The sequence below is a fragment of the Sphaerisporangium fuscum genome (assembly GCF_018531465.1).
GTDB lineage: Bacteria > Actinomycetota > Actinomycetes > Streptosporangiales > Streptosporangiaceae > Sphaerisporangium > Sphaerisporangium fuscum.
The window spans coordinates 39,003-64,259 of record NZ_JAHDTF010000009.1 but is presented as its reverse complement, the minus strand read 5'-3'; the positions used below and the strand labels follow the sequence as shown (position 1 = coordinate 64,259).

Annotated in this window: 15 protein-coding genes and 1 pseudogene; 6 read left to right on the top strand and 10 right to left on the bottom strand. The window is 69.8% G+C overall.

The window, feature by feature from the left end; translation table 11 throughout:
* Positions 1 to 311 precede the first annotated feature (311 nt).
* The 4 genes and pseudogenes from KIK05_RS12450 to KIK05_RS12440 all read right to left on the bottom strand — a co-directional run bounded on the left by KIK05_RS12450 (position 312) and on the right by KIK05_RS12440 (position 12,174).
* Entirely contained in the window at positions 312 to 1,823 is a 1,512-nt protein-coding gene (locus KIK05_RS12450) for an MFS transporter (RefSeq protein ID WP_214410824.1), read from the bottom strand.
* A gap of 556 nt (positions 1,824 to 2,379) precedes the next feature.
* The gene (locus tag KIK05_RS12445) at positions 2,380 to 8,670 is read right to left on the bottom strand and encodes a DNRLRE domain-containing protein (protein ID WP_214410818.1); all 6,291 of its coding nucleotides are present in this window, start codon (positions 8,668 to 8,670) and stop codon (positions 2,380 to 2,382) included.
* Positions 8,671 to 8,939: 269 nt separating this feature from the next.
* Positions 8,940 to 9,061, bottom strand: a pseudogene (locus KIK05_RS49685) (transposase); the annotation flags it as partial.
* A gap of 71 nt (positions 9,062 to 9,132) precedes the next feature.
* A complete protein-coding gene (locus tag KIK05_RS12440; RefSeq protein WP_214410817.1) occupies positions 9,133 to 12,174 on the bottom strand; it encodes an AfsR/SARP family transcriptional regulator in 3,042 nt (1,013 codons plus the stop codon).
* On the opposite strand from KIK05_RS12440, the gene KIK05_RS49400 reads away from it, so the two are divergent.
* The 4 genes from KIK05_RS49400 to KIK05_RS12420 all read left to right on the top strand — a co-directional run bounded on the left by KIK05_RS49400 (position 12,116) and on the right by KIK05_RS12420 (position 18,955).
* Complete coding sequence (locus KIK05_RS49400) at positions 12,116 to 12,505, top strand: DUF397 domain-containing protein (protein WP_214410823.1); 390 nt, start codon at positions 12,116 to 12,118, stop codon at positions 12,503 to 12,505. The genes KIK05_RS12440 and KIK05_RS49400 overlap by 59 nt on opposite strands.
* 89 nt (positions 12,506 to 12,594) lie before the next feature.
* The gene (locus KIK05_RS12430) at positions 12,595 to 14,061 is read left to right on the top strand and encodes a sialidase family protein (RefSeq protein WP_214410816.1); all 1,467 of its coding nucleotides are present in this window, start codon (positions 12,595 to 12,597) and stop codon (positions 14,059 to 14,061) included.
* Positions 14,062 to 14,190: 129 nt separating this feature from the next.
* Positions 14,191 to 17,478, top strand: a complete 3,288-nt coding sequence (locus tag KIK05_RS12425; RefSeq protein ID WP_214410815.1) for a tetratricopeptide repeat protein — start codon at positions 14,191 to 14,193, stop codon at positions 17,476 to 17,478.
* Between the two features lie 115 nt (positions 17,479 to 17,593).
* Positions 17,594 to 18,955, top strand: coding sequence for an erythromycin esterase family protein (locus KIK05_RS12420; RefSeq protein WP_214410814.1), 1,362 nt, complete (start codon positions 17,594 to 17,596; stop codon positions 18,953 to 18,955).
* Positions 18,956 to 19,033: 78 nt separating this feature from the next.
* Here the strand turns inward: KIK05_RS12420 and KIK05_RS12415 are convergent, their stop codons facing one another.
* A complete protein-coding gene (locus KIK05_RS12415) occupies positions 19,034 to 19,237 on the bottom strand; it encodes a type 2 periplasmic-binding domain-containing protein (RefSeq protein WP_214410813.1) in 204 nt (67 codons plus the stop codon).
* Positions 19,238 to 19,530: 293 nt separating this feature from the next.
* Between KIK05_RS12415 and KIK05_RS12410 the strand changes: the two genes are divergently transcribed.
* Positions 19,531 to 20,283, top strand: coding sequence for a lytic polysaccharide monooxygenase (locus KIK05_RS12410; RefSeq protein ID WP_214410812.1), 753 nt, complete (start codon positions 19,531 to 19,533; stop codon positions 20,281 to 20,283).
* Positions 20,284 to 20,285: 2 nt separating this feature from the next.
* A complete protein-coding gene (locus KIK05_RS12405) occupies positions 20,286 to 20,714 on the top strand; it encodes a DoxX family protein (protein WP_214410811.1) in 429 nt (142 codons plus the stop codon).
* Between the two features lie 45 nt (positions 20,715 to 20,759).
* On the opposite strand, the gene KIK05_RS12400 is transcribed toward KIK05_RS12405, so the two are convergent.
* The 5 genes from KIK05_RS12400 to hisG all read right to left on the bottom strand — a co-directional run bounded on the left by KIK05_RS12400 (position 20,760) and on the right by hisG (position 25,180).
* Positions 20,760 to 21,365, bottom strand: coding sequence for a response regulator transcription factor (locus KIK05_RS12400; RefSeq protein WP_214410810.1), 606 nt, complete (start codon positions 21,363 to 21,365; stop codon positions 20,760 to 20,762).
* Between the two features lie 49 nt (positions 21,366 to 21,414).
* Positions 21,415 to 22,557, bottom strand: a complete 1,143-nt coding sequence (locus KIK05_RS12395) for a sensor histidine kinase (protein ID WP_214410809.1) — start codon at positions 22,555 to 22,557, stop codon at positions 21,415 to 21,417.
* Between the two features lies 1 nt (position 22,558).
* A complete protein-coding gene (locus KIK05_RS12390) occupies positions 22,559 to 23,296 on the bottom strand; it encodes an ABC transporter permease (RefSeq protein WP_214410808.1) in 738 nt (245 codons plus the stop codon).
* A gap of 3 nt (positions 23,297 to 23,299) precedes the next feature.
* Positions 23,300 to 24,190 carry an ABC transporter ATP-binding protein gene (locus KIK05_RS12385; protein ID WP_214410807.1) on the bottom strand — a complete coding sequence of 297 codons (891 nt, stop codon included), beginning with the start codon at positions 24,188 to 24,190 and terminating at the stop codon, positions 23,300 to 23,302.
* Positions 24,191 to 24,334: 144 nt separating this feature from the next.
* Positions 24,335 to 25,180, bottom strand: coding sequence for an ATP phosphoribosyltransferase (gene hisG, locus KIK05_RS12380; RefSeq protein WP_214410806.1), 846 nt, complete (start codon positions 25,178 to 25,180; stop codon positions 24,335 to 24,337).
* Positions 25,181 to 25,257 lie beyond the last annotated feature (77 nt).

Here is a 25,257-nt window from a genome sequence, read left to right as displayed (position 1 = left end):
GCGGGGGGCGCCGCCCCCCGGGCCGCCCCGGCCCTCGCGGCGGGGCGGGCCCCCCCCCCCCCCCGCCGATCTGGTTCTGCACCGCGCTCCGCACGGCGGGGTGTCTATGCCACAGCACGGCACCGAACCCCGGCACCACCGGCGTCCACGGAGCCGGTACCGGCCTGACGAGCGCGACCTGAGAGGAATCGGGGCAGCGGGAACGCTGCCCCGATCGCACGACGCGCCGATCTCGTATCGGCCCCGTCTCACCGACCGCCGGACGGCACCAACGATGGCGCCGGTCACGGCACCCGCGTCTCACCGCCGGTTCACCGCCTGGTGGCCTCCGCGCGCGGCACGTTCGCCTCGTGGCGTCCGTGCGTGGGCGCCTGGGGTTGCCGGTCCACCTCGACGGCGGGCGCCGAGACCGGCACGCCGCGCAGGACGACGAGGACGCCGAGGGCGGCGAGCGCCAGGACCACGGCCGCGGACAGGCCGGTGACGTTCAGTCCGTGGGTGAAGGCCGTCCGGGCCGCCTCCAGCAGCGCCTGGCCGGCCCGGCCGGGCACGGCGGCCGCGCTGCCCAAGGTGTCGCGGGCGGCACGCAGGGCCTCCGCGGGAACGCCGGTCACCCGGACGCCGGCCATCCGGTGGTGGTAGACGGCGGTGCCGATCGAGCCCAGAATCGCGAAGCCCAGCGCGCCGCCCAGCTCGCTGCCGGTCTCGGCCATGGCTGAGGCGGCGCCGGCCTGCTCGGGTGGCGCGGCGGCCAGGATCAGGTCGGCCGTGAGCGTGGTCGCCACCATCATGCCCGCCGCCAGCAGCCCGGCCCCGGTGAGGATGACCGCCAGCGGCTGGTGCACCTCGACCCGGGTGGTCACCGCCAGCCCGCAGGCCGAGACCAGCAGGCCGGCGGCGATGACGTTGCCGGGCCGGATCCTCTTGGCCACGATCCCGGTGACCGTCATCGCCGCGATGATGAACGGCATGACCACCAGCGACCACAGCGACGCGGCCAGCGGGCTCATGCCGCGTACGACCTGCAGGTACTGCATGGTGTAGAGGTTGAAGCCGAGCAGCGCGAAGTTGGTGACCAGGTTGACGCTCACCGCCCCGCTGTACGTGCGGCGCCGGAACAGCCGCAGGTCGATCAGCGGGTGCGCGATGGTCCGCTGCCGGTGCCAGAACACGGCCCCGACCAGCAGCCCGGCCACGATCGCGATCGCCGGGCCGGCCGCCCAGCCGTCCACGGCCAGCTCCTTGATGCCGTAGACGACCGGCAGCACCGCACCCAACGACAGCAGCGAGCCGAGCAGGTCGAACCGCCCGGCGGCGGGGTCACGGAACTCCGGCAGCAGGATCGGCCCGAGGACCAGCAGCAGCGCCATCGCGGGCAGGTTGATCAGGAACGCCGAGCCCCACCAGAAGTGTTCCAGCAGCAGGCCACCGACGATCGGGCCGACGGTGACGCCGCCGGTCATCGCACCGGTCCACACCGCGATCGCCGTCTTGCGCTGCGCCGGGTCGTGGAACATGTTGCGGATCAGCGCCAGGGTCGAGGGCATCAACGTCGCACCGGCCAGCCCGAGCACCGCCCGGGCCCCGATCAGCATCCCGGGACTCGTGGAGTACGCCGCGAGCACCGATGCCGCGCTGAAGGCGACGGCACCGCTCAGCAGCAGCTTGCGCCGGCCGATCCGATCACCCAGCGCCCCCATGGTGATGAGCATGCCGGCCAGCACGAAGCCGTACATGTCCATGATCCACAGCAGCTGGGTGCCGGATGGTTCGAGGTGCGCGCTGATGAACGGCATCGCGAACGACAACACGCTCACGTCCATCGACACGAGCAGGCACGGGAACGCGAGTACCGCGAGACCGATCCATTCTCTTGTACCTGCCTTGGCGTACACGTCGCTCCTTGGAGTTTCGACAGCCGGATCCCGGTCCCGGGAGTGTCTCGATGCGGAATCTCGCGGCCGTATTCCAGCCTGCCGTCCGGCCAGGCCGGCCGGATTTGGCTTTCACTTTTGCGGGCGCGACCAGTGGCGATCAACGACAGGTTCGGCAGTACAGCGTTTAGCCGAAACTTAACGAATCCCGATAGGCCCGGGCTGGACGGAATCCTTGGCCGGGAGGGCGCACCAGACGACCCCGCCGCCGCTCACCGCCGGCGGTGCCCCCGGCTCGCCGCCAGGGCGTTCACCGGATGCGATCCGCGCCCGCCACCCGGCGTCCTTCAGTGTCGGAGGTACGCCGCACCTCGAGGACGACGAGCCGGGAATCCGATGGACGCCGGCGGACATGTGAGCGGCGGTGTCCGGTCGCGTTTCCATCGCGACGCTGATGCCGCACTCCCATCACCGGGAGTGCGGCATCAGTGATTCAGAGAGAGGCTTACGGGAACTTCGTGCTATACGGGCCCGCGCCACTCACCCAGGCGGTATAAGTGGTGGTCACCTTACGGCCCGTTACCTGCCAGCCCGAGTCGTCCACGGTTCGACCTATGAACATGCTGCCTGATCTGTATTCTTTTATGTAGACCGATTTGTGGTAGCTGGTGACGATGGTCTCTGTCCGTCTTCTGGTCTGGGGTATCGTCTCGCGTACGTGACGCCCACAGGGGCCCAGCGCGGTTTTCTGGCAGGTCCAGACGTAGATCGTTCTGTGTTCCTGATAATGGTTCACCTGGGTGTAGGTGCGGTAATAGTGGTGCGTTTCGATGAAGACCTCGAGCTTGTCGCCACATACCACGTCGAAACGAGTGCATATGAACGTGACTATGGTGCCGTAGGCCTGCTCGTATACGGTGTCGCGCTCATGCTTGATGTCGGACCACTCACCGCGACCGCCGAGGTAGTCGTCTTCTCCTGTGAGGTCGGTCTTGTTGAGCGGATCACCGCTGCAGTACTCGTAGGCGTTCGCGCTGCCGCCGTCCACCGGATCGAGTTGCAGGAAGCGCCCAGTGACGGGGTTGTACAGGCGGCGGCCCATGAGCACGAGCCCGCCGAGAGCCCCACTGTCGCGCTGGTAGCCGCCCAGCCACCCGTATCGGGTGGGTCCACCGGCGGAAGCACGCGGTGCGCCGTACTCGGTGTACTCGGTGTAGCCGTCGATTCCGTTGCCTGTGGGGGCAGCGGTCGCGGTGAGGTCTCCGTGCAGGTCGGTCAGTTGCAAGGTCACGCTGCCGTCGCTGCGCTGGATCGCCGCCAGGCCGGAAAGGCCGAGCAGGTTCCGGGTCCAGGAACCGTCGGTCTCGGTGACCCAGCCGGGGCTGTCCTCTCCCCCGGTGTAATGGTTGACGGTCGTGCCGGGCTTCGGCCCGCCGGTGGTGACGGTCCTGGTTATCCGTCCTGCCGCGTCCCGGGTGAAGGTCTTGCTCTCCCCTGCTTGGCTGATCGTCGCGACCTGGTCGTCGGTGTAGTAGGCGACGGTCACGTCAGAGCCGCCGGCCGCGTCACCGGCCGGCAGTCGGGTGGTCCGGCCGAGGTTGTCGTAGGCGTAGCCGCTGCCGGTGATGCGGTCGGCCGTGTCATAGGTGTGGCTCTTCTCGACGGGGGTCCCCGCAGTGCCGCAGCTCGCGGTGGAGGAGTAGTCGCTTCGGGAGAGCCGGTTCGTGTTGAGGCTGAAGGAGTACAGCCGGGTGGTGCAGGCGCCGCCGTAGGTGTCCTCCACTCTGACCAGGCGGCCGGCGCCGTCGTAACGGTAGTCCTGAGCGCTCCCGCCAGGTCCTTGGCGTTCGGCGACCCGTCCCTGGATATCGGGAACGGCGGCGTAGGAGAGCCAGGCGGTGCTGTTCTTGACGTATCTCAGGCCGGTCCGGACGCCCGTCGAGTCATAGTCACTCGTGGCTGTCAGGCCGCCGGGGTAGACCTGCGTCGCCAGCGCCCCGCCGTCGTCATAGCTGCCGGTGAACACCCCCGCACCGGTGTCGATGCGAGTGAGCATCCCGCGGCGCTCGGCCCGCCCGGACGCGTCCACTCCGTCGTAGGTGAAGGTGATCAGCCCTTTACCGTCGTGGGTGGTGGCGATCTGACCGTCGATGTTGTACGTGACGGTGCTGGTGTTACCACTGGCGTCGGTGGCCGAGCTCAACCGTCCGAAGGCGTCATGCCGCTGGACGATGCTCTGTCCGCCAGAGGTGGTCTGGGTGGGCAGGCCGGTCGCCGCGTCGTAGGTGTAGGTGGCCGATGGAGTGGCCGTCCCGCCCGCGCTTGCCGGGCTGACCTGCGTCTCGGTGCTCGTGGCACGCCCCGCGACGTCATGGCCGAACGTCACCGTGCGGGTGACATCGCCGGAGGTGTCGGTACGGACGGCGGTGTCGCCGTAATAGCTGTACGTGGAGGAGTGCACCGGTAGTGGAGTGCCCGCCGGCTGAGCGGCCGGCCCGAATCGGCAGGACCAGCCTGCCCATTGCGGTTTGTTCCCGCACTCGGGCGCCGTGGGGTGCGCACCGGCGGTGTAGTAGAGGGTGACGGTCGTGCCGGCGTCCGCGCCTGCGGAGCTGGGCATTCTGCGTTCGAACTCCCGTCCGGCCGCGTCGTACCGCAGGCGTTGCACGATGTCGGCACCACCCGGTACGACAGTCGTCACGGAGGTGACCTTGTGCAGGTTCCAGCCTGAGGCGTCGCCCGAGCCGATCGGGTCATACCCCGTCTTGGTCACCTGGCTGTCCTCGGCCGTCGGCGTGGCGGTCCCATCGAGTACCACCGGTCCCGAGGTGCTGGTGGTGACCAGGCGGTAGTTGATCGCCTGGGACGGCTTGCCCTCGTCGTAGACGTTGATCTTCTTCGCCCGCGCCGACACATAACGACCGTCGGCCAGGGTGACCAGCCTGGCCGGTCCGAGCTCGGTGCTGAGGTCACCGTCACTGGTGTAGGTCGACACGCTGGCGAGAAGATCGGCGCGAGCGGCCGAGTCGGATCGTCCGACAACGTAGGGATCGGTGTCCTCGGTCGGTGCCAGAGCCTGCGCCCGATTGCCGGGGCCCAGCTCCCATACGACGCGCCCCTTGTCGTCGTAGCGTGTCGCGCCGATCTGCCAGGCACCCGCACCGTACCGGGCGGCGTCGACCGACCGGCCGTCCGCGTCGGTGTAGATGAGTGAGGCGTACTCCCAGTCGGACGTGCCGGGACGATAGCTTCCGCCTTCCTGGCGCGGCGGCACGTGCGAGGCGGGGAAGATCGCGGTGCCCGTCACCGGCAGGTCCGTGGCTTGACCCCAGCGGCTGGTCTGGGCCGCCGTCAGGTCCACCGGTGCCCCTGCTCCGCCGATGGGCACGTCGTAGGCGACCGCCATGGTGGGGTCGGTATCGCCGCCTTCCCGCTGCACGTCGACCAGACGGCCGGCGCTGTCGTAATCGAAGCGCCATGGGGCCAGTCCCGGCGGAGTGAGCTGGCTGATCCGTCCTTCCGCGTTGTAGTAGTAGGTGGTCGTCAGGCCGGTACGCGGGTCGAACACCTGCCGCAGGTGCCCTGTTGAGTCGTACGCGTACGAAGTCATCACGGTCGCCTTCATCGCGCCCGTGCCGGGGTCGAACGCCGTGTAGGTCACGTTCTTGACCTGGCCGGCGTAGTCACCCCAGCCCGAGGCGACGCCGGTGGCCGTCGTACCGGCCGCGTACGACAGTTCGATGGCGCGGCAACCGGCGACCAGGACGGTGCCGCAGGTCACGCCCGCTGCGACGGGCGTCAGAACCCGGGTGATGCGCCCCTGGCCGTCCCGGTAGTAGGTGGTGGCCGACTCGGTGGCGGCCGTCTCCGTGCGCGCGACCACCCATCTTCCGTTCGCCTTGACGTAGGTCGTCTTGTTACCGAGCGCGTCCGTGTGAACCATCTGCCCGTTGTCGACCGTGATGAAGGACCCCTCGGCGGCGTCGCCGACACCCGTGAAGCCTTCGCCGTGCCTGACGTACGTCCAGGTCGAGCCGTCGGGCCCGATCAGCTGCAGCGCGCCCGACTCGCCGTCTCCCGAGGGAGCGAGATCGGGCACGTTGGTGGGCGGCGCGGGGAACTCCGCGCGCCATCCCGGTCCGAACACCTTGTTCTCGGCGAGTTGCTCGTCCGGCCGGTCGGCCTCCGGGTGAAGGGTGGTGTGAGTTCGCTTGACCGCGGTGCCGAAGAGGCTGGTGTCGGTGGCGTTGAGGGCGAAGTCTCCACTCTGCAGCGCGACCTTGCCGGGCCCGAGGTCGGACGTGGCGTAGGAGCCGCCGAAGGCGCTCTGGTCGAGGATCAGGGTGCTCCCGTCGGAGCACTTCTCCTCACCGGTGGCGCCCGACAAGCACGCCCGGACCTGGACCTTGCCTCCGTCGTCCGCCTCACTCTGGAGCGTCTTCGCGAGATCCCAGACCAGGGGCGGGAAGTTCTGCGAGGTGTTCGTACGGACCTGGGGCCATGACGTCAGTGGCTGCGCCGAGCCGGGCACGGTGACGTCCTGGACGGGAACGGGCCGCCACACCGCCCACGGGCTGTCGAAGTCCGAGGCGCCGATCTGGTACTCGTAGCTGACCTTGGTCTGGGCGGGTGCGGCGGCGGTCTCCAAGGTCACCACCCTCGCCGTACGGGAGGCGTGCTGCACGAGCCCGCCGACCCCGATCCCGAAGCTCGTCTTGAAGACGGGAGAGGTGTTGTGCGCCTTGTCGCGGGCACTCATGTAGATGGTGTGCCAACCGGTGGAAAGCGACGAGAGGGAGAACTCTCCGCTGTACTTGTCCAGCGACTTCGGCATCGCGGGATCGTCGATCCCGTACTGGTAGCCATCGAGATCACCCCAGTAGGAGTTCATGAAGCAGTGGGAGTCACCGTTCCAGTCCAGCGGCTTCCACGAACCGTCCGGATGAGAGCAGCCCGTGCTCCCCGACACCAGCGTGGGAGGGGTGGCGTCCACGGTGATCTTCTGCCAAGGCGACCAGTCAGAGGTCTCGATGCCGTCGGAGGCACGGGCCCGCCAGCGGATCTGCCACGCGTCCGCGATCTTGCCTTCAGGGATCTTGACCTTGGCGTTGAGCCCGGCCTGGACGCCGTCGACAGAGCCACTCCAGATGACACCCGCGCCGTGAGCGGTGTCGGCGGGATCGTGCTCGACCTCGAAGTCGGCCTTCAGCAGCCCGCCGTCGTTGTCCCTGACCCCCGCCCACAGGCTGGGGGTGAGGGTGTTGGTGTAGAAGACCCCGTCATTACCCGTGATCGGCGCGGCCCGCAGGTTCTCGGTCCATGGGGTGCTGCCGAAGGTCAGGGAGAGTGTCACGGGATTGAAGGTCCAGTAGAAATTGCCGCTGTCCGTCGCTTCGTCGTCCAGCTTGAGCTGCAGCCCGTTGCCCGCCGCGCCTCCGGCCCACGCCTGGGCGATCGGCGTGATCGGAATGCTCCACATGACGTCTTCGGCCAGGCCGCCGCTGGCACAGGCGGAGGGCGGAGGCGTGGTGACGGCGCCGTCGTTGCTCGTGGCGGGCTGGTTGCCCCACCGGACGTTGGCGGGTGACCACGTTCCGGTCAGGCGGCGGACCGTGAGCTTGCGACCGACGGGGCAGGCCGGCTGTCCTTCGTAGCCCACCATGGTCGTGTTGAGGTCGAGGCGGGCGTCGACCACGTTCTTGCCCGCGAGGGTGGAGGTGTCGAACTTGATCAGCGCCCGGGCGGGGACGTCCTGCTCCTCCTCGCTGTGGGCGCCGCAGCCGTCCCAGCTGTAGAAGCCGTCGATGATGCCGGCTACCATCTCGGCGGAGGTGAGCTGGGTGCCGTCGTTGCACGGCGCGTACAGGGTCCGGTAGGACTGCACGCCCAGCGTCAGCGTGGGATCGACGACCACGGGCCAGCGGGTGCGTGGGTCGGAGAGGAACGCCGGGTCGGGCTTGAGCACCAGGAACTGCTGATCGCCTTCGGTGGTGAGTTCGGTCTCCAGCTTCCCCTTGCGGGAGTCGCCGGCCTGCGCGGCCTGCCCTGGCGAGTCGTACATCACAGGTGCCGGTGCCGAAGCGACGGTCTTGCCCTTGCCGTCGGTGAGCTTCAGCCGGCCCTGCTCGGTCTCGGTGAGCTTCAGCCCGCCGGTCCTGACAGGGATCTTGTACTCGACAGGGCCGCTGGGACGTTGGCGCAGCACGACGTCATGGCGAAAGCCGGTGGGAAGCGCGGTCAGGACGAGGTCGGCGCCAGGGCCCGCGGCGTCGGTGTAGGTGGCCTTGTCGCCTTCGACCTTGGGCTTGGGCAGCGCCGTCGGCCATGTGAGGGCGTAGAACTCCTTGTCGGAACGTTTCAACTGCGCGAGCGTCTGCCCCGCGCCACCAGCCGAGAAGGAGACATCGGCCAGAGCCGCCTTGGGCTTGAGGAGCCCTCCTGAGACCGCGAGCGTGGTGTCGACAGGCGTCCACTTGTCGCCCCGCTTGACGCGTACGGGGTTGGAGGAGGTCTCGAGGGTGACGGTGCCGTTCGGGTTGACGTAGGTGAGGCTGGTCTCCGTGGTCTCGCCGGTGACCAGGACCCGGCTGCCTTGCAGGCGCGCGCTCAGGGCGGCGGAGACGCGGTCGGCCCGCTCGGTGACCTGCGGGGCCTTCGCGGCCGCCGGGCCGGGGGCGGGCGGCGCGGTCGACGCCGAGGTGGCGGCCTCCGCCACGTAGCCGGTGGGTAAGAGGAGCGAGGTCGCCAACCCCGCGGTGAGGGCTGCTCGTCGCCAGGCCCACCTGTTTCCGGGCATGGCGAAACAAGCCTTTCGGCGGATGTGCACCCAACCTCCCAAGTGAAGATCTGTAAGCGATCGGAGGGGATAAGTACGGCATAAAGCAGCATGGAGGGCGGTGCTCTGGAGACTCTCTCCACTTTGTCGCGATCTTGTTCGCGGATGTGTCGTCGCCTGTTGGGGGCCACGGGCAACTGAGGCGGACCACGATGGGGACGGGGCACGATCGTGACCACGAGGGAGGGGCCAGGCTGACGCTTCGCGTCCTGGGGCCGATGGAGATCCAGTCTGATGATCGACGCCCGGCCGGGGAAGATCCTTACGACGTCCGTGCGGCGGCGGATCTCCTTCTCAGCCGTTCCCCGGGATCGTTCGACCAGATCCGCTTCCAGACTTCACGGGGTCCGGCCACCCTCACGGACCTTCTTGGCAGGCCGTCCGGCCAGACGAACGCCTACGGCGCGATGTCCTCATCGGGCCTCATTCACCGCGGGTTCCGGCGATGCCACGAAGCTTGGCGGCTACCACCTCGGCCTCGGGTACGTGCATCGACGACAAAATGTCGAGCGCCTTCCGCCAATACGCTGCCGCCCGCTCCGAATTTCCGCCAGAGTGATCCACGTCACCGATCCCCCTGAGGGCCAGACCTTCCAGGTGAGACCCCTTGAGGCCACGAGAAATCACCAGAGCAGCCTTGTACGACTCCAGTGCGTCACGCCTCTCTCCCATGGCGAGAAAGGTGTCGCCGAGATCAAGCAATATTTCGCACTCCAGTTCACGGGTGCTCAGGTTCTCCACTATGGAAAGAGCTCGCCGCTGACAGGCGAGCGCATCGTCGAGTCGCCCCGACTTCCGGTGCCACCGTCCGACGGTGCTCAGCGCGTCCGCCTCGAGTCGCGAATTACGCAGTTCGCGACCCACCCGCAGAGCATCGAGTGCACGCTCAACGGCCGATGAGAAATCTCCGAGCCACCCGTGGGCGTCTGCCAGATAAATAGACGCGTAGGCTTCATCGTAGCGTTTGCCGGCCTTCCGAAAGTGACTTATGCACTTGTTCAGCAAGTCAGCCGCGTCTGTGGTACGCCCTGCCCTCAAGTAGGCGCAGGCCAGTCTGTAGGTGGATTCCATCTCACCGTCCAGATCCGCGATGCCGCGATGCTTGGCGAGCGCCTGCGTGAACGCCTCGATCGCGGCCGCCAGTTCCCCTGTCCGCAAGAGGCCATATCCCAGATGTTGAAGGGCACTGGCCTCGCCGCTCTCATCTCCCGCAGATCGGCAGAGCTGTAAACTGCACCGCTGGTGGCTCAGGTACTTCGCATACTGCCCCGCGAACAGGTAAGCATAAGCCAGATCGCACAGAATCAAATTCTCCGCCTTGTTGTCATCGAGCCCGCGAGCCGCGGAGAGCGCCACCTCGTGAGTGGTTATCCAGTCATCTATGTAGTCTTGGGAGTAGAAGAATCTGGTGAGCGTATGGGCGAGTCGCCATGCGAGGCCGGGCCAACCGGCAGAGGCGGCGAAGCCGATGCTCGCCACCAAGGTCTCGCGTTCGGTCTCCAGCCACGCCAGAGCATCGTCATGGCGCGTGAACCTCCGCTTTCCGTTGCGCGGCAGGGGTATGCCGGGATCGAGACGCTTACTGCCGGGCGACACGTGAGCGACGGCTGAGCCAGAAGAATGGATGAACCAGCTCAGCAGGTCCGTCAGGGCAGTGCGCCGCTCTCTCTCGCTGTCTTCGACAGCGCTGCGGTCGCGAGCGTAGACGCGCAGGAGGTCGTGCATTGCCAGACGCGCCCCGACCCGATGAACAAGGTGGGCGTTGACCAGTACGTCGACTGCTTTACGCGCCTCGGCGGGTGTCGCATCCACCAAGACGGCCACCGCGTCGAGGTCGATGTCCGGTCCAGGGGCGTGCCCCAGCAGCCGGAAGGCCCGCCTGGGCATGTCGGGTAAAGCCCGATAAGACAGCTCGAAGGTGGCACGGACCCCCACGCCGGGATCTTCGTCGATTTCCAGGGCGGAGAGCGGATTCTCTTCCCGTAGGCGCGCCATGAAATCTTGTATACGGAGCTCAGGTTGGTAGTGGAGGTGAGCGGAAGCCAGCCGCAGAGCAAGAGGGAGGCCGCCACACAGTCGAGCCAGTTCCCCGGCATGAGCGCCCAGACGTTCCGCTCCGAGCTGAGCCATAAGAAAGGCCTTCGCCTCCGCTGCCGTCAGCATTCCCAGCGCGAAGGTATGCACGTCATGAGTGACAGCGAGACCGCGTAAAGAATCCCGGCTGGTGATGACGACCTTGCAATGCGGCGAACCTGGCAGTAGCGGACGCACCTGCTGCGGAGTGGCCGCGTTGTCCAAGACGATGAGCATGTGCTTGTCGGCCACCAGCGTGCGGTAGAGCCCGACACGCTCGTCTTCCAGATGAGGAATGGCTTCCCTGGCGACGCCCAAGCCCAGGAGAAGTTGCTGGAGTGCTTGGCCCGGAGCGACCCGTTCTCCATGGGAATAGCCATGCAGATTCAGGAACAACTGCCCGTCGGGAAACCGATCAGCCACGCTGTGTGCCCAATATGTCGCCAGCGCCGTCTTGCCCACCCCGGCCGTACCGGCGATGACCGAGATCGTCGCCGCATGGCCGTTCTCCGCGCCGCCGAGCAGTGAGTCCAGCAGCCGCAGGCTGTCCACGCGCCCGGTGAAGCGAGAGACATGAGGGGGGAGTTGGCGGGGCACCGGCCTGGAAGCCGCTGCGGTTCCCGGTGCGGTCGCCGCTTGCCCACAGGTGCTCATCGCATCGTGAGGATCAGCCGCCAAGATCGCCTGATGCAGCCTGCTTATGTCCGCGCCGGGCTCCAGCCCGAACTCTTCGCGTAGATGCCGGCAACCGAGCCGGTATTCCTCCAAAGCTTCCGCCGTACGGCCTGAGCGGTGAAGCGCCAACATCAGCTGACCCCGTAGCCGCTCCTGCAGCGGATAGTCCACAACGAGCCGACGCAATTCGCCGATGAGATCATCGTGACGGCCCAGCGCCAGATCCGCTTCGATACGGTCACCGAACGCGGCGACGCGCCGTTCTTCGAGGGCGGCACCATCGGTGAGTTGCAGCTCGTCCCGTGTCCCGGCCAGAGCCGTTCCGCGCCACAATGCGAGGGCTCCGCGGAGCCGATCGGCCGCCTGCTGAGCATCGCCCGCCGCAAGAGCTTTACGGGCCGCGTCGGTCTCGGCAGTGAAGACATCGAGGTCCGATGCGCTGGGCGGTATCTGCAGACAGTAACCGGCGGGGGTACCGGTCAGCCGGCCGGGATCCGCGAGCGACCGACGTAGAGACCACACGTGGTTCTGCAGGAGTTTTCGGCCCGACACCGGGATCTCCACTCCCCATAGTGCGGTCAGCAATCGGTCGTGCGAGACCACGTGGTTGGCGTGCAGGACCAAGACCGCCAGCAAGGTGCGCTGCTTCTGACCGACGATCGACGTCAGACGCCCGTCGCGCCACAAGCCCACCGGTCCAAGCACTCTGTACTCCACACTGCCTCCTTGTGAGCCACCCGGGTTCTCGTTCATCACGCGGTGCTCCCACATCGAAGTCTCTGCGGTTCGCTCTCAGGATCCAGATTGCGAACCACAAGATCAAGATTGCGCGAGGAGAGATCGAGAGTGCTCCAGGTCAGACTGCCGGAGATCCCTTACGCTCGCGGGCGTACGCGACTCCAGGCACCCGGAGAGACCGGCGCTCGTCTTCCCCGGCCTGGAAGGGGCGGCCTTTCTCGAGCGCATGAAGAACTGGGGCGAGCCCGGGTGGTCGCCGCGACCGGTCTGTCCGAGGGGTGACAGGGGGGCGCTGATCTTGTTGCAGTAATGTGCCCTTGATCGTTTGCCGGCTCCCGGAGACGCCCAGCTCCCCGGCGAGGCGGTGACACACGCCCTCTAGACAAGATGAGGAAGCTCGTGATCCGACGCTCCAGGGCACTGTTAGGCTCAGCGGCCATCCTGCTGGCCTGCGCCGTCGCCCAGCCCGCTTCCGCGGACGGTGCCACATCCCCCGGACCCGCCGTCGTACGGCCGGTCTCGGGCTTCAGCCCGCTGCCCGCAGGCTGCGGACTTCCCCCCGGCGACGGCTACACGCTGAACCCGAACACCGAGGTCCTGCCCGTACTGGCGCGGGACCCGAACCATCCGTGGCACCTCGTCACGGTGTTCCAGCAGGACCGCTGGAACCGGTACGGCAGCAACGGCGCGGTCACGGCCGTGTCCGAGGACTACGGCCGGACCTGGCAGCGGTCGGAGAACCTGCCCGGCTTCTCCCGGTGCAACGGCGGCAACGCCGCCAACGGCGGAGACTACGACGTCACGACCGACCACTGGATCACGGTCACACCGACGGGCACCGCCCTGGCCTCGTCGTTCTCGCTGTCCCGCACCGGCGACGTGACCGCCGTTCTGGTGGCCCGGTCCGCCGACGGCGGCTGGACGTGGGACGCGCCGGTCACCCTGCAGCGGGACGACGACCCGAGGTTCTTCAACGACCGCCCCTCGATCACCGCGGACCCGTACCACCCGGGCGTCGTCTACGCCGTGTGGGACCGCATCGACAACCAGTCGACCGACACGGTCGAGAACTGGGTGCAGCCGATCTACATGGCGAAGTCGACCGACGACGGGCGCACCTGGACCACCGGCAAGGTGTACGACGTCCCCACCAACAGCGGTGTCATCGGTACCCAGCTGACGCCGCTCCCGGACGGGACGCTGCTGATCGGCATGCACTACGAGACGGACACCGATGGTGCCACCCAGGTCATCCGTTCGACCGACGGCGGCAAGACCTGGTCGGCGCCGACGCTGAACGTTCCGGCGCCGCTCGCGGTGGGCCCCCGCATCCCGGACCCGGACAACTCGGGTGACCCGGTGCGCAACGCCTCCCTGCCGCTGCTGGCCGCCCAGCCGGGCACCCAGGTGGTGAACGCGGTCTGGCAGAGCCAGAACTCCGACGGCACCTTCCACGTGGCCTACTCGCGGTCGGCGGACGGCGGGAAGACCTGGTCCGGCCCGGTCCGCGTCGACAAGACCCCCACCGGTTCCGCCGCCGTCCCGGTCGTCGCCACGTCCCGGACGGGCACCGTCGCGGTCACCTACTACGACTTCCGCAACAACACGGCCGATCCCGCCACCCTGCCCACCGACGTGTGGGCCGTCACCTGCGCCAAGGACTGCACGCAGCCCGGGGCGTGGCGTGAGCAGCACCTCGAGGGGCCGTTCGACGCCCGCAAGGTCCCGGCGACGAGCGCGGGACGCCTGGTCGGGGACTACACCGGCCTGGTCTCGACCGGCACCGGGTTCACGGCCGTGTACGGCGTCGCCACCGGCGACACCGCCAACCCCGTGGACGTCCACAGCGCGATCTTCTCCGGCTGAGCGGTCGCACGCCGCCGGCGGGGTCCGGTCCGGCCGGACCCCGCCGGCATTTCACCGACCATCCCCTGTTCCGGCCATTATCCGGCGATCGTGGTACGTGGTCCCGTCGCCTGATCCATGATGGCGCGTGTGAGGTTCAGGTTCCCCTGGGCGGGTGACCCGCCGAGGCGCGCGAGCGTCCGGATGGAGGCCACGGCGTCGGAGCACGGCCGGGTGTACCAGGTGGGGGGCGACCAGATCCTCAACCAGGTGGTGCTGCCTCCGCCGGCGTTGCGGCCGGCCGCCGAGGTGCCCGCCCCGCCCGGCCTGCGCAAGGCGCCTTCGCCCCCGCCGGTGTTCGTGGGCCGCGACGACGAACTGGCCGCCCTGGAGAAGGCCCTGGACGACGGCGGGGCGGGGCCCGCCGTGGTGGTCGTGCACGGGCTAGGCGGGGCCGGCAAATCGACGCTGGCCGCCCGCTACGCCGCGACCGGTCGGGAGACGTTCGACCCGGTGTGGTGGATCGCGGCCGACACCGTCTCCGCCCTGCGGGCCGGTCTGGCCACGCTGGCGGGCGCGCTGCAGCCGGAGTTGACGGCGGCCCTGCCGTCGGAGTCCCTCGCCGACTGGGCCACCGCGTGGCTGGCGGCGCACCAGGGCTGGCTGCTGGTGCTGGACGACGTCACCCACCCCGACGACGTCGCGCGGCTGCTGGAGCGGCTTCCGGCCCGGCCCGCGCCTCACGGGCGGATCGTGGTGACCACCCGGCTGCGTGAGGGCTGGCACCGGCTCGGCGCCGCCGTCCTGCACGTCGGCATGCTGAGCGAGGAGCAGGCGGTCGAACTGCTCGCTAAGGTCACCGGGGTCCCGGACGCGGACGGGGCGCTCGACCTGGTGCGCGCGCTGGGATGTCTCCCCCTGGCCGTCGGGCAGGCCGCCGCGTACATGCGTCAGAACCGCATGCCGCCGCGCGGCTACCTGGCGCTCCTGGCCGAGGACCCGGCGTTCATGTACGACCAGGCGGCGGAGCCGCCGGGCCCTGAGCCGACCGTCGCCCGCGTCTGGCGCGTCACCCTCGACCGGCTCGCGGACACGCCCTTGGCCGGGCACCTGCTGCGGGTGCTGGCCTGGTTCGCCCCCGAGCGGATCCCGGTCGAGGTGTTCAGCCCCCTCGCCGACCGGCCCCGGCTCCAGCAGGCCATCGGCAGGCTGGCCGCATACAACCTGCTGACCGTGGACGACGACGGCACGCTGCGGGTCCACGACCTGGTGCGGGCGCTGACCCGCACCGCCGACCGGGACGACCCCCACCGGCAGGCGGACGACATCGCCCGCGCCCGCGCCGACGCCACCGAACTGCTGGCGGCCGCGCTGCCGGAGGACCCGCTCGAACCGGACGGATGGCCCCGCTGGCGCGCGCTGCTCCCGCATGTCACCGCGCTCATCGAGCACGGACCGGTGGACGGCGTCGCCGTCGCCCGGCTGGTCAACGAGATCGGCGTCTTCCTCGGGCATCAGGGAGCACAGGCGCGGGCGATCGTCCTCTTCGAGCGCGCGGTCGCGGCCATGACGCGGATCCAGGGCCCCGGCCATCTCGACACGCTGAACGCCCGGACCAACCTGGCCGCCTCCCACTGCGAGGCCGGCGACGCGCGGCGGGCGATCGAGCTCGAACGGCTGACGCTGGACGTGTGCCTGCGCACCCTGGGTGCGGACGACCCGCGGACGCTGCGGTCGCTCAACGGCCTGGCGTACTTCCTGCGGCAGGCGGGCCGGCTGGACGAGGCCATCGAACTGCAGGAACGGGCCGTCACCGACGGCGTCCGGGTGCTCGGCGAGCAGCACCCGGACCTGCTGCACTTCCGCCACGTCCTGGCCGGCCACTACCGCGAGGCGGGCCGCCTGGGCGAGGCGATCGAGCTGTGCGCGCAGACCTACGCCGGATACGAGCGGACCCTCGGCGGGGAGCACCCCCTGACACTGGCGTGCCGCCTCGACCTGGCCAACGCCCGCAACTCGGCCGGCGACTGGCGGACGGCGCAGGAGCTGTACGAGCGGACCTTGACCGACGTCCTGCGGGTCCTCGGCGCCGAGCACCCGCTGGCGATGTCGTCCCGCAACGGCCTGGCGGGCACCTGTCAGGACGCCGGGCAGATCGGGCGGGCCATCGAGCTGTACGAGCTGAACCTCGGCGAGCAGAGCCGGGTCCTCGGCGACGACCATCCCTACACCGTCATGGGCCGGAGCAACCTCGCGCTCGCCTACTACGTCGCCGATGAGGTGGACGAGGCGATCCGGCTCTACGAGCTCAACCTCCCGGAGGAGAGCCGGGTCTTCGGCGACGAGGATCCCAGCGTCCTGACGACGTCGAACAGCCTGGCGGCGTGCTACCAGGCCGCCGGTGACGTAGCGCGCGCCATCGACCTGTACGAGCGGACCCTCGCCGTCCAGACGCGGGTGCTGTCCGTGGACCACCCGAACACTCTGGCCACCCGTGTCGGCCTCGCCGTCGCCCATCACGCGGCGGGCCGGCGGCGGCTGGGGATCGCCCTGTTGAAGGAGGTCCTGGCCGACTACCGGCGAGCGCTCGGCGACGACCACCCCGAGATCCTCGCCACCCTCGGCTCGCTCGCCCGGGCTCACGAGCAGGCAGGTGACCATCCCCGCGCCGTCAGGCTCTACGAACAGGCCCTCGCCGGGTACGAGCGGTCCCTCGGCGGCGCCTGTCTGCAGGCCGCCCGTCTGCGCGACGACCTCGCGGACGTGTACCTGACGACGGGTGAGCCTGGGCGCGCGCTCGCGCTGTACGAGCGCAACGTGTCGGATCTCGACCGCCTGCTGGGCCGTGAGCACCCGTTCACCCTGACCGCGCGGACCGCCCTCGCCCGCGCGCACGAGACCGTGGGCGATCACGAGCGGGCGACGGCGATGTTCGAGGCGATCGTCGCCGACTGTGAGAGCTACCTCGGCGCCGACGACCCGCGGACGCTGACCGTCCGCGGCTACCTGGCGGGCGCCTGCCGCGCGGCCGGCGACCCGTGGCGGGCTCTGGTCCTGCAGAAGAAGACCGCGGACGACTGCGAGAGAGCCCTGGGCCCGGACCACCCCCGGACGCTGGTGGCGGTGAACAACCTCGCCGCCCTCCACCATGACCTGGGGACCGCCAAGCGCGCCGTGCGGCTCTTCCGGCGGGTCCTGGACGGCCGGCGGCGCACGCTGGGCGACGACCACGCCGAGACGATAGGGGCCCGGACGAATCTCGCCGCCGCCCTGTACACCGACGGTGATCGGGCGGGCGCCGTCTCCCACTTCGAGCAGGCGCTCACCGACTGTGTCCGCGTCCTCGGCGAGGACCACCGGCTGACCAGATCGGTCCGCGCCCAGCTCAAGGCGATCGGCGGTCAGGCCGGCGCCGGCCCGATCCGGCCGGTGAGCTGACCGACTCGGCGCTGACAGGCTCGCCGGGCACCGTCAGCGTCCTGTCGGACGGTTGTCGGCGCCCGCCCCGAGGGTTGCATCCGTCAACGACCTCTCAGACAACGGGAAACACATCATGAACAGCAGGACCTGGGCCGCGGCCCTGACCATCGGCCTGGCCGCCGCCGCCGTCGCCACCACCTCCGCCGCCGCCGACACCGGTGAGGCGAAGGTCGTCGCCGCGCTCGACAGTGCGGCCAGGCCGCTCGCCTCGGCCGCGCCCCAGGCGGGCCAGCGTGACCTGAAGGCGTTCGGCGCGATGGTGGCGGGCGCCAAGGTGGTGGGCGTCGGCGAGGCCACGCACAGCACCGCCGAGTTCTACACCCTCAACCAGCGGCTGCTGCGTTACCTGGTGACCGAGAAGGGCTTCACGACCTTCGCCCGGGAGCTGAGCTGGAGCACCGGTGTGCGGCTGAACGACTACGTCCTGAACGGCAAGGGCGACCCGCGCGCGATCATGCACGACGAGGTCAAGGGCCCCTACGACCTGTTCGACAACAGCGAGTTCCTCGGCCTGATCACCTGGATGCGCTCCTACAACGCCACCCACCAGGCCAAGGTCCAGTTCATGGGCGCCGACCTGCTCTACCCCGGCGACGTCCTGTTCGACAAGGTCCTGGCCTACGTCGAGCAGCACCACCCCGGCCTGCTGGAGCGGTTCACCCAGCTGTACGACGGGTTGCGGCCCACCACTCCCGACGCCGGCGAGTACATGGGCATGGCGCTGTCCCAGCCGCTGGAGACCCGCCAGGACAACGCCCGGCGCGCCACCCAGGCCCTGAAGCTCCTCCAGCGGCACACCAGCGCGAGCGAGGACTACCGGTGGGCGGTGCAGCACGCCCGCGCCCTGTCGCAGACCTTCACCGACTTCGCCTTCGACCAGGCCACCGCCGAGGGCCGCCGGCAGGCGCAGGTCTACCGGGACAAGGCCATGGCCGACAACGTCGTCTGGTGGAACACCACGACCGGCCACAAGATCCAGATGTCGGGGCTGAACGCGCACATCAGCTACACCCCGATCGACACGATGTTCGTGCCCGCGCCGATGGGCGGGGTCCTGCGCGAGCGTCTGGGCCGCCGCTTCGTCACCGTCGGCACCTCCTTCGACCAGGGCGGCTACAACTTCCTGATCGACAAGGGCACCTGCCCGGCCGGTTCGCGCCCGGCCGAGCGGCCCCTCACCTGCAAGGGCTCGGTGGACGCCGCCGGCAGCGACTATAACGAGTACGTCCTGGACCAGGTCCGCTACCGCGACTTCATCCTGGACACCCGCACCGCGCCGCAGCCGGCACGGACGTGGCTCGCGCAGAGCCGCCCCACCCGGCTGATCGGCGGCGGCTTCTGGTCCCCCGACCAGGCCACCAAGGTCGCTCTCGGCGAGTCCTTCGACATCGTGATCCACCTGCACAAGGTCAAGGCCGCCGCGCTGCTGCCCTGACGCGGCATTCAGGTCCGGCAGGCGGAGCGCTCCGCCTGCCGTTTCCACGTCCGGCCACGCCCGTGCCGAGGCGACGGGTCACTCCGGGTGCTCGGCGGCGTTCCGGACGTCGGTGGCGGCCTGGGCGAACGCGCGGATCAACGGGCTCTCCGCGGCCGTGCGCCACATCAAGGCCCACTGGCAGGGGGCGGCGTCGCGGATCGGCACGGTGGTCAGGTCGGGCCAGGGATAGAAGCCGGTGAACTCGGCGGGGACGCCGGCGGTGGCCTGGCCCGGTTCCATGGGCCCCTCCGGACCATGAATGTATCGGTGAACGGTCTTCCTGATCGTGAATGCGGACGTGAACAATCCGGTCGCCGAGATCGCGCCGTCCAGGGCGTGAGCTGGTTCCGCCGGCCCCGTCGCCCCCACCGGCCAGGAGGCGGCGACGAGGAGCGCGCCCTGGTCCCTTCGAGAGCGGTGGCAGGTACGGCACAGAAGGAACCCCCTCGCGTGGAATCTCCGTAACAGGCTCTTTACTGTTAAGAAACTTTCTTTTAAGTTAGGGGTATCCCCCCATGTAGAGGAGAACTTCAATGCGAAGGACTCTCACGTTAGTCTCCGCGGCGGTGGTGGCCATCGCCGCGACCATCGTCGTGACCTCCAGCCCGGCGTACGCCCACGGCTACGTCAACTACCCGCCCAGCAGGCAGGCGTTCTGCGCGCAGGGCAAGGTGCCGAACTGCGGCGACATCATCTACGAGCCGCAGAGCGTGGAGGGCCCCAAGGGCCTGCGCAGCTGCAACGCGGGCCTGTCGCAGTTCGCCCAGCTCGCCGACGAGAGCAAGGCCTGGCCCGTCACGTCCGTCGGCACCTCGGTGACCTTCACCTGGACGTTCACCGCCAGGCACGCCACGCTGAACTACGAGTACTACATCGGCAACACGCGGGTCGCGGTCTTCGACGGCGGCGGGAAGCAGCCGCCGGACACGATCTCGCAGACGGTGAACCTCGCCGGGTACTCCGGCCGCCAGAAGGTCCTCGCCATCTGGAACATCGCCGACACGGCCAACGCCTTCTACTCCTGCATCGACCTGAACATCGGCGGCGGAGGCGGCCCCACACCCACACCCACACCCACACCCACGCCGACCCCCACCCCCACCCCGACTCCGACTCCCACCCCGACGCCCACGCCGACGCCCTCGGGCACCTGGCAGGCGGGCACCGTCTACGCCATCGGCGCCGTGGTGACCTACGGAGGCTCCACCTACCGGTGCGTCCAGTCGCACACGGCGATCGCGGGCTGGGAGCCGCCGAACGTCCCCGCACTCTGGCAGCGGGTGTGACCATGGACCGCTTACGTGAAGCCGTCGTGTCGCTGTTCCGCGTCGTGACCGGCCTGCTGTTCGCCTGCCACGGCGCGGCCACCCTGTTCGGCGTGCTCGGCGGCCCGCACGACGGGAGGATCCCGGCCGTCGGCGCGTGGCCCGACTGGTGGGCCGGTGCGATCGAGCTCGGCGCGGGCGGTCTGGTGCTCGTCGGGCTCGCCACCCGCGCCGCCGCGCTGCTGTGCTCCGGCACGATGGCCTACGCGTACTTCACGGTCCACCTGCCCAAGGGCCTGTTCCCCATCATGAACGGGGGCGAGCCCGCGGCGCTGTTCTCCTGGTCGTTCCTGCTGGTGGCCCTGCTGGGCGGCGGAGCGTGGTCGCTGGACACGCTCCTGACCCGGTCGCGCAGGCACCTGCACGCGCACGCCCCGGTGCACCAGCTCTGACCTGAGGGGGCGGGCGGGCGCCCCCTTCGGCACCGTCGCCGGGGTCTAGAGCCAGCCCTGCGACTGGGCACGCTGGACGGCCTCGATGCGGTTGCGGGCGTGGGTCTTCTGGATGGCCGAGGAGAGGTAGTTGCGGACGGTCCCCTCCGACAGGTGCAGGCGCACGGCGATGTCGCCGATCGTGGAGCCGTCGGAGGCCGCGGCGAGCACGTCGCGCTCGCGGGCCGACAGGGGGTTCGGGCCGGCGCTCAGCGCGGCGGCGGCCAGCGCGGGGTCGATGACCCGCTCCCCGGCGAGCACCCTGCGGATGGCGGCGGCCAGCTCCCTGGCCGGGCTGTCCTTCACCATGAACGCCGCCGCGCCCGCCTCCATGGCGCGCCGCAGGTACCCCGGCCTGCCGAAGGTGGTGAGGATCATCACGCGGCATCCGGGCAGCTCGCCGGTGATGCGCGCCGCCGCCGTGATGCCGTCCATGACCGGCATCTCGATGTCGAGGAGCACGATGTCCGGGCGGGTGGACAGAGCGGCGGACACGGCCTCCTCACCGGTGGCGGCCTCCCCGACGACCTCGATGTCGGGCTCCAGGCCGAGCAGCGACGCCAGCGCGCCCCGGACCATCGCCTGATCCTCCGCCAGCACGACCCTGATCACTGATGCTCCCGGAATGTGTGCGCCCGCTCTCCGGTGACGGGCGAGGACGTCAGGTGCGAGATTCTACGGCGGCCGGGACGGCCACCCGCAGACGGAAACCACCGCCGGGCCGCGGGCCCGCCTCAACCGTCCCACCGGCCGCCTGGACACGTTCGGTGAGCCCGGTCAGCCCGCTGCCCGGCCGGCACGGCCCGGCCTGCGTGCCGTCGTCGTCGATCTCCATGCTCGCCCCGCCGTCCTGGAAGGCCACGGTGATCTCACAGCTGGACGCTCCGGCGTGCCGCACGACGTTGGTGACGCCCTCGCGCACGGCCCAGCCGAACAACCCGTCCAGGACGTCGGGGAGCGGGGTGCCCAAGGTGCGGACGACCGCCCGCACCCCGGCCGCGGCGAGCGCGGAGCGGGCGTTGTCGAGCTCCTCGGACAGGCCACGCCGCCGGTAGCCGGTCACGGCCTCGCGCACCTCCTGCAGGGCGAGCCGGGCCACCGACTCCACGTCGCGGATCTCCCCCACCGCCTTGTCCGACCCCTGCTCGGCGAGCCGCCCGGCCAGCTCGCTCTTGAGCACGATCAGCGACAGGCTGTGCCCGAGCAGGTCGTGCAGGTCGCGGGCGATGCGCAGGCGCTCCTCGCTCGCCGCGAGCCTCGCCACCTCGTCCTGGGCCTGCCGGAGCTCGACCACCAGCATGCGCGTGTTGCGGATGCTCATGAACAGCACGCCGAGCGTGACCACCTGCAACTCCAGCACCGGGATGGCGTCCCCGGCGCCGACGATGAGGCCTTCCACCAGCACGATCAGCGCCATGCAGCCGACCCCGGCGAACGCCTGCCGGGGAGGCAGCGCCATGCTGAGCATGATGGCGATGTAGACCGGCAAGGTCAGCCACGCACCGCCGAAGACGAGGGGGAACACCACGGCCATGAGCGTGGTGAGGCAGAGCAGCGGGAGCGTCCAGGGGCTCGGCCGGCCGTAGCCCCTCGGGCTGAGCACGGTGGCGACGTAGCTCACCAGGAAGGCCACCAGCGACGCCACCGCCCAGTACGCCTCGGTCCCGGTGGTCGCCCCGGAGGTGATGTCGGAGGCCGGATAGAACAGGTAGATCAGGCCCACGGAGAGGCCGATCAGCCGCCGCCAGCGGGACGGCCTTTCGTCCGTCCCGCCGAAGGTGAAGATGTTGCGCAGGTCGCCCATCTCAGGCCCGGACGGTGGCCCTGCGGTAGGCGAACAGCGCCAGGGCGCACAGGGCGACCCCCCAGGCGGCGATGCCCGCGACCGCCGACCCCGCCGGGGCGTGCCCCGCGACGATCTGCCAGCCGATGTTCGCGTAGTCGTAGGAGGGCAGCACCTGGGCGATGTTCCGCATGACGGGCGGCATCAGGGCGATGGGGAACCACAGCCCGCCGAGGAGCGCCAGCCCGAACATGCCGATCATCGCGAGTGGCTGCGCGGTGTCGGGCGGCACGAGCGAGCCGATGGTCAGGCCGAGCGCGGCGAAGGGGATCGTCCCGGCCCACATCGCGGCGATGAGCCCGGCCCACTGGCCCGCCGACAGCGAGACGTGCTGGGTGACCACGGCGGCCAGGGCCACCAGCAGCAGCGAGGGCAGCACCAGCAGCAGCGACGTGACCAGCTTCGTCACGATGATCGTCCAGCTGCGCAGCGGGGTGATCTGGAGCTGGCGCAGCCATCCCGTCTGCCGCTCCTGCGACCACGGCACGGCGGTGGACATGATGGACGCCGCCAGCGCGCCGTAGGCGGCCATCGACACCATGAGCACGACCGCGCCCTTCACGCCGGTGCTCTCGTCGACCTGGTCGCCCCAGAGGTTGGAGTACAGCAGGTAGAAGCCGATCGGGAAGGCGACGACGAAGATGACGTAGCGCTTGTTGCGCAGCATCCGCGTGGCTTCGAGCTTGACGTAGTTCAGCATGGGTCAGACCTCCGCGGACCGGGTGAGAGTGAGGAAGGCGTCCTCCAGGTCGGCCCCGTCGATCCGCAGATCGCGAACGTCCAGGGTGGTGCCCCGGTAGAGCGCGGCGACCGTGGCGTCGACGTCGGCGGTGCGCAGGGTGACGGTGCCGGAGAGGATCTCGACGGCGGTGACCCCCGGCAGCGCGTCCAGGCCCGCGGACGACTGCCCGTCGAGCGAGAAGGCCACCGAGCTGCCCCCGGCCCCGGCCTTGATCTCCGCCGCCGTGCCGTCGGCGACGACCCTGCCGCCGGCGACCACGATCACGCGGTCGGAGTTCTCGTCGGCCTCCTCCAGGTAGTGGGTCGCGAACAGGACCGTGCGGCCCTGGGCGGCGTAGTCGCGCATGCCGGCCCAGAAGGCGCGGCGCGACTCGACGTCCATCGCGGCGGTCGGCTCGTCGAGGACGAGCAGCCTGGGCGCGCCGGCGATGGCGAGGGCGAAGCGCACCCTCTGGGCCTGCCCGCCGGAGAGCCTGCCGGCGCGCCGGGAGGCGAGGGCCGTCAGGTCGGCGACCTGGAGCACCTGGTCGAGCGGCAGCGGATCGGGGTACAGGCGGCGGATGAAGTCGACCAGCTCGCGCACGGTCAGCTCGGGGATCAGCGTCCCCTCCTGCAGCATCGCGCCGATCTCCCCGTGGGCGACCGCCTCGTCCGGGGTGCGGCCGAAGACGCGGACCTCTCCGGCCGTGGGGCGGATCAGGCCCAGCAGCATGTTGATCGTGGTGGACTTGCCGGCCCCGTTCGGCCCGAGGAGGGCCACCGTGCGGCCCGCCTCCATCGTGAGGTTCAGGCCGTTCACGGCGTGGACCTCACCATAGCTCTTGCTCACCTCGGTGAGGGCGATGGCGTTCATGGGGTCAACCGTAGGCAGGAGGCGGAAAGATCATCAGTGCCTCTCGTCCGGCGTCGGCGATGACATTTGTCATCGCGCGCCACCGGCGGCCGTAGGGCGCCGGTCCCGCCCGCGCGGACGGCGGGACCGGCGCGGCCACGTGGCTCAGAGGCGGCAGGCGAAGATGGCGGTGACCAGGACGGCCTTGGCGCCGATCTCCCACAGCTGGTCCATGATCTGCTGGTGGTCCTTGCGGGGCACCATGGCGCGGACGGCGACCCAGCCCTCACGGTGCAGCGGGGACACCGTCGGCCCCTCCATGCCGGGGGTGATCGCGATGGCCTCGTCGATGCGCTCGGCCCGGATGTCGTAGTCGATCATGACGTAGTCGCGGGCCACCAGCACACCCTGCAGGCGGCGGATCAACTGCTCGACCCCCGGCGTCTGCTCGGCGCCCGTGCGCTTGATCAGCGCGGCCTGGGAGTGGGCGATCGGCTCGCCGAAGACCTCCAGGCCGACGTTGCGCAGGGTGGTGCCGGTCTCGACGACGTCGGCCACCGCGTCGGCCACGCCGAGGTGGATGGCGGTCTCGACCGCGCCGTCGAGCTTGATGATGCGGGCCTCGACGCCCTCGTCCGCCAGGTGCTTGCCGAGCAGCCCGGCGTAGGAGGTGGCGATGCGCATGCCCTGGAGATCCTTGACCGAGGAGAACGCGCCGGGCCGGGCGGCGAAGCGGAAGGTGGAGACGCCGAAGCCGAGCGGCATGATCTCCTCGGCGGGCGCGCCGGAGTCGTACAGCATGTCGAGGCCGGTGATGCCGACGTCGAGCGTGCCCTCGCCGACGTAGACGGCGATGTCGCGGGGGCGCAGGAAGAACAGCTCGCAGGAGTTGGCGGGGTCGACGACCACGAGCTCCTTGGAGTCTCTGCGGGGACGGTAACCGGCTTCCTTGAGCATGGTCTGGGCGGCCTCGGTGAGGGCGCCCTTGTTGGGTACGGCGAGGCGGAGCATGGCGTTAAGGGAATCCTTCGGGTCGGGCGGACGAGGTCGGTCGTCGGGAAGGCCGGCGGCGCCGGCAAGACCTGGTT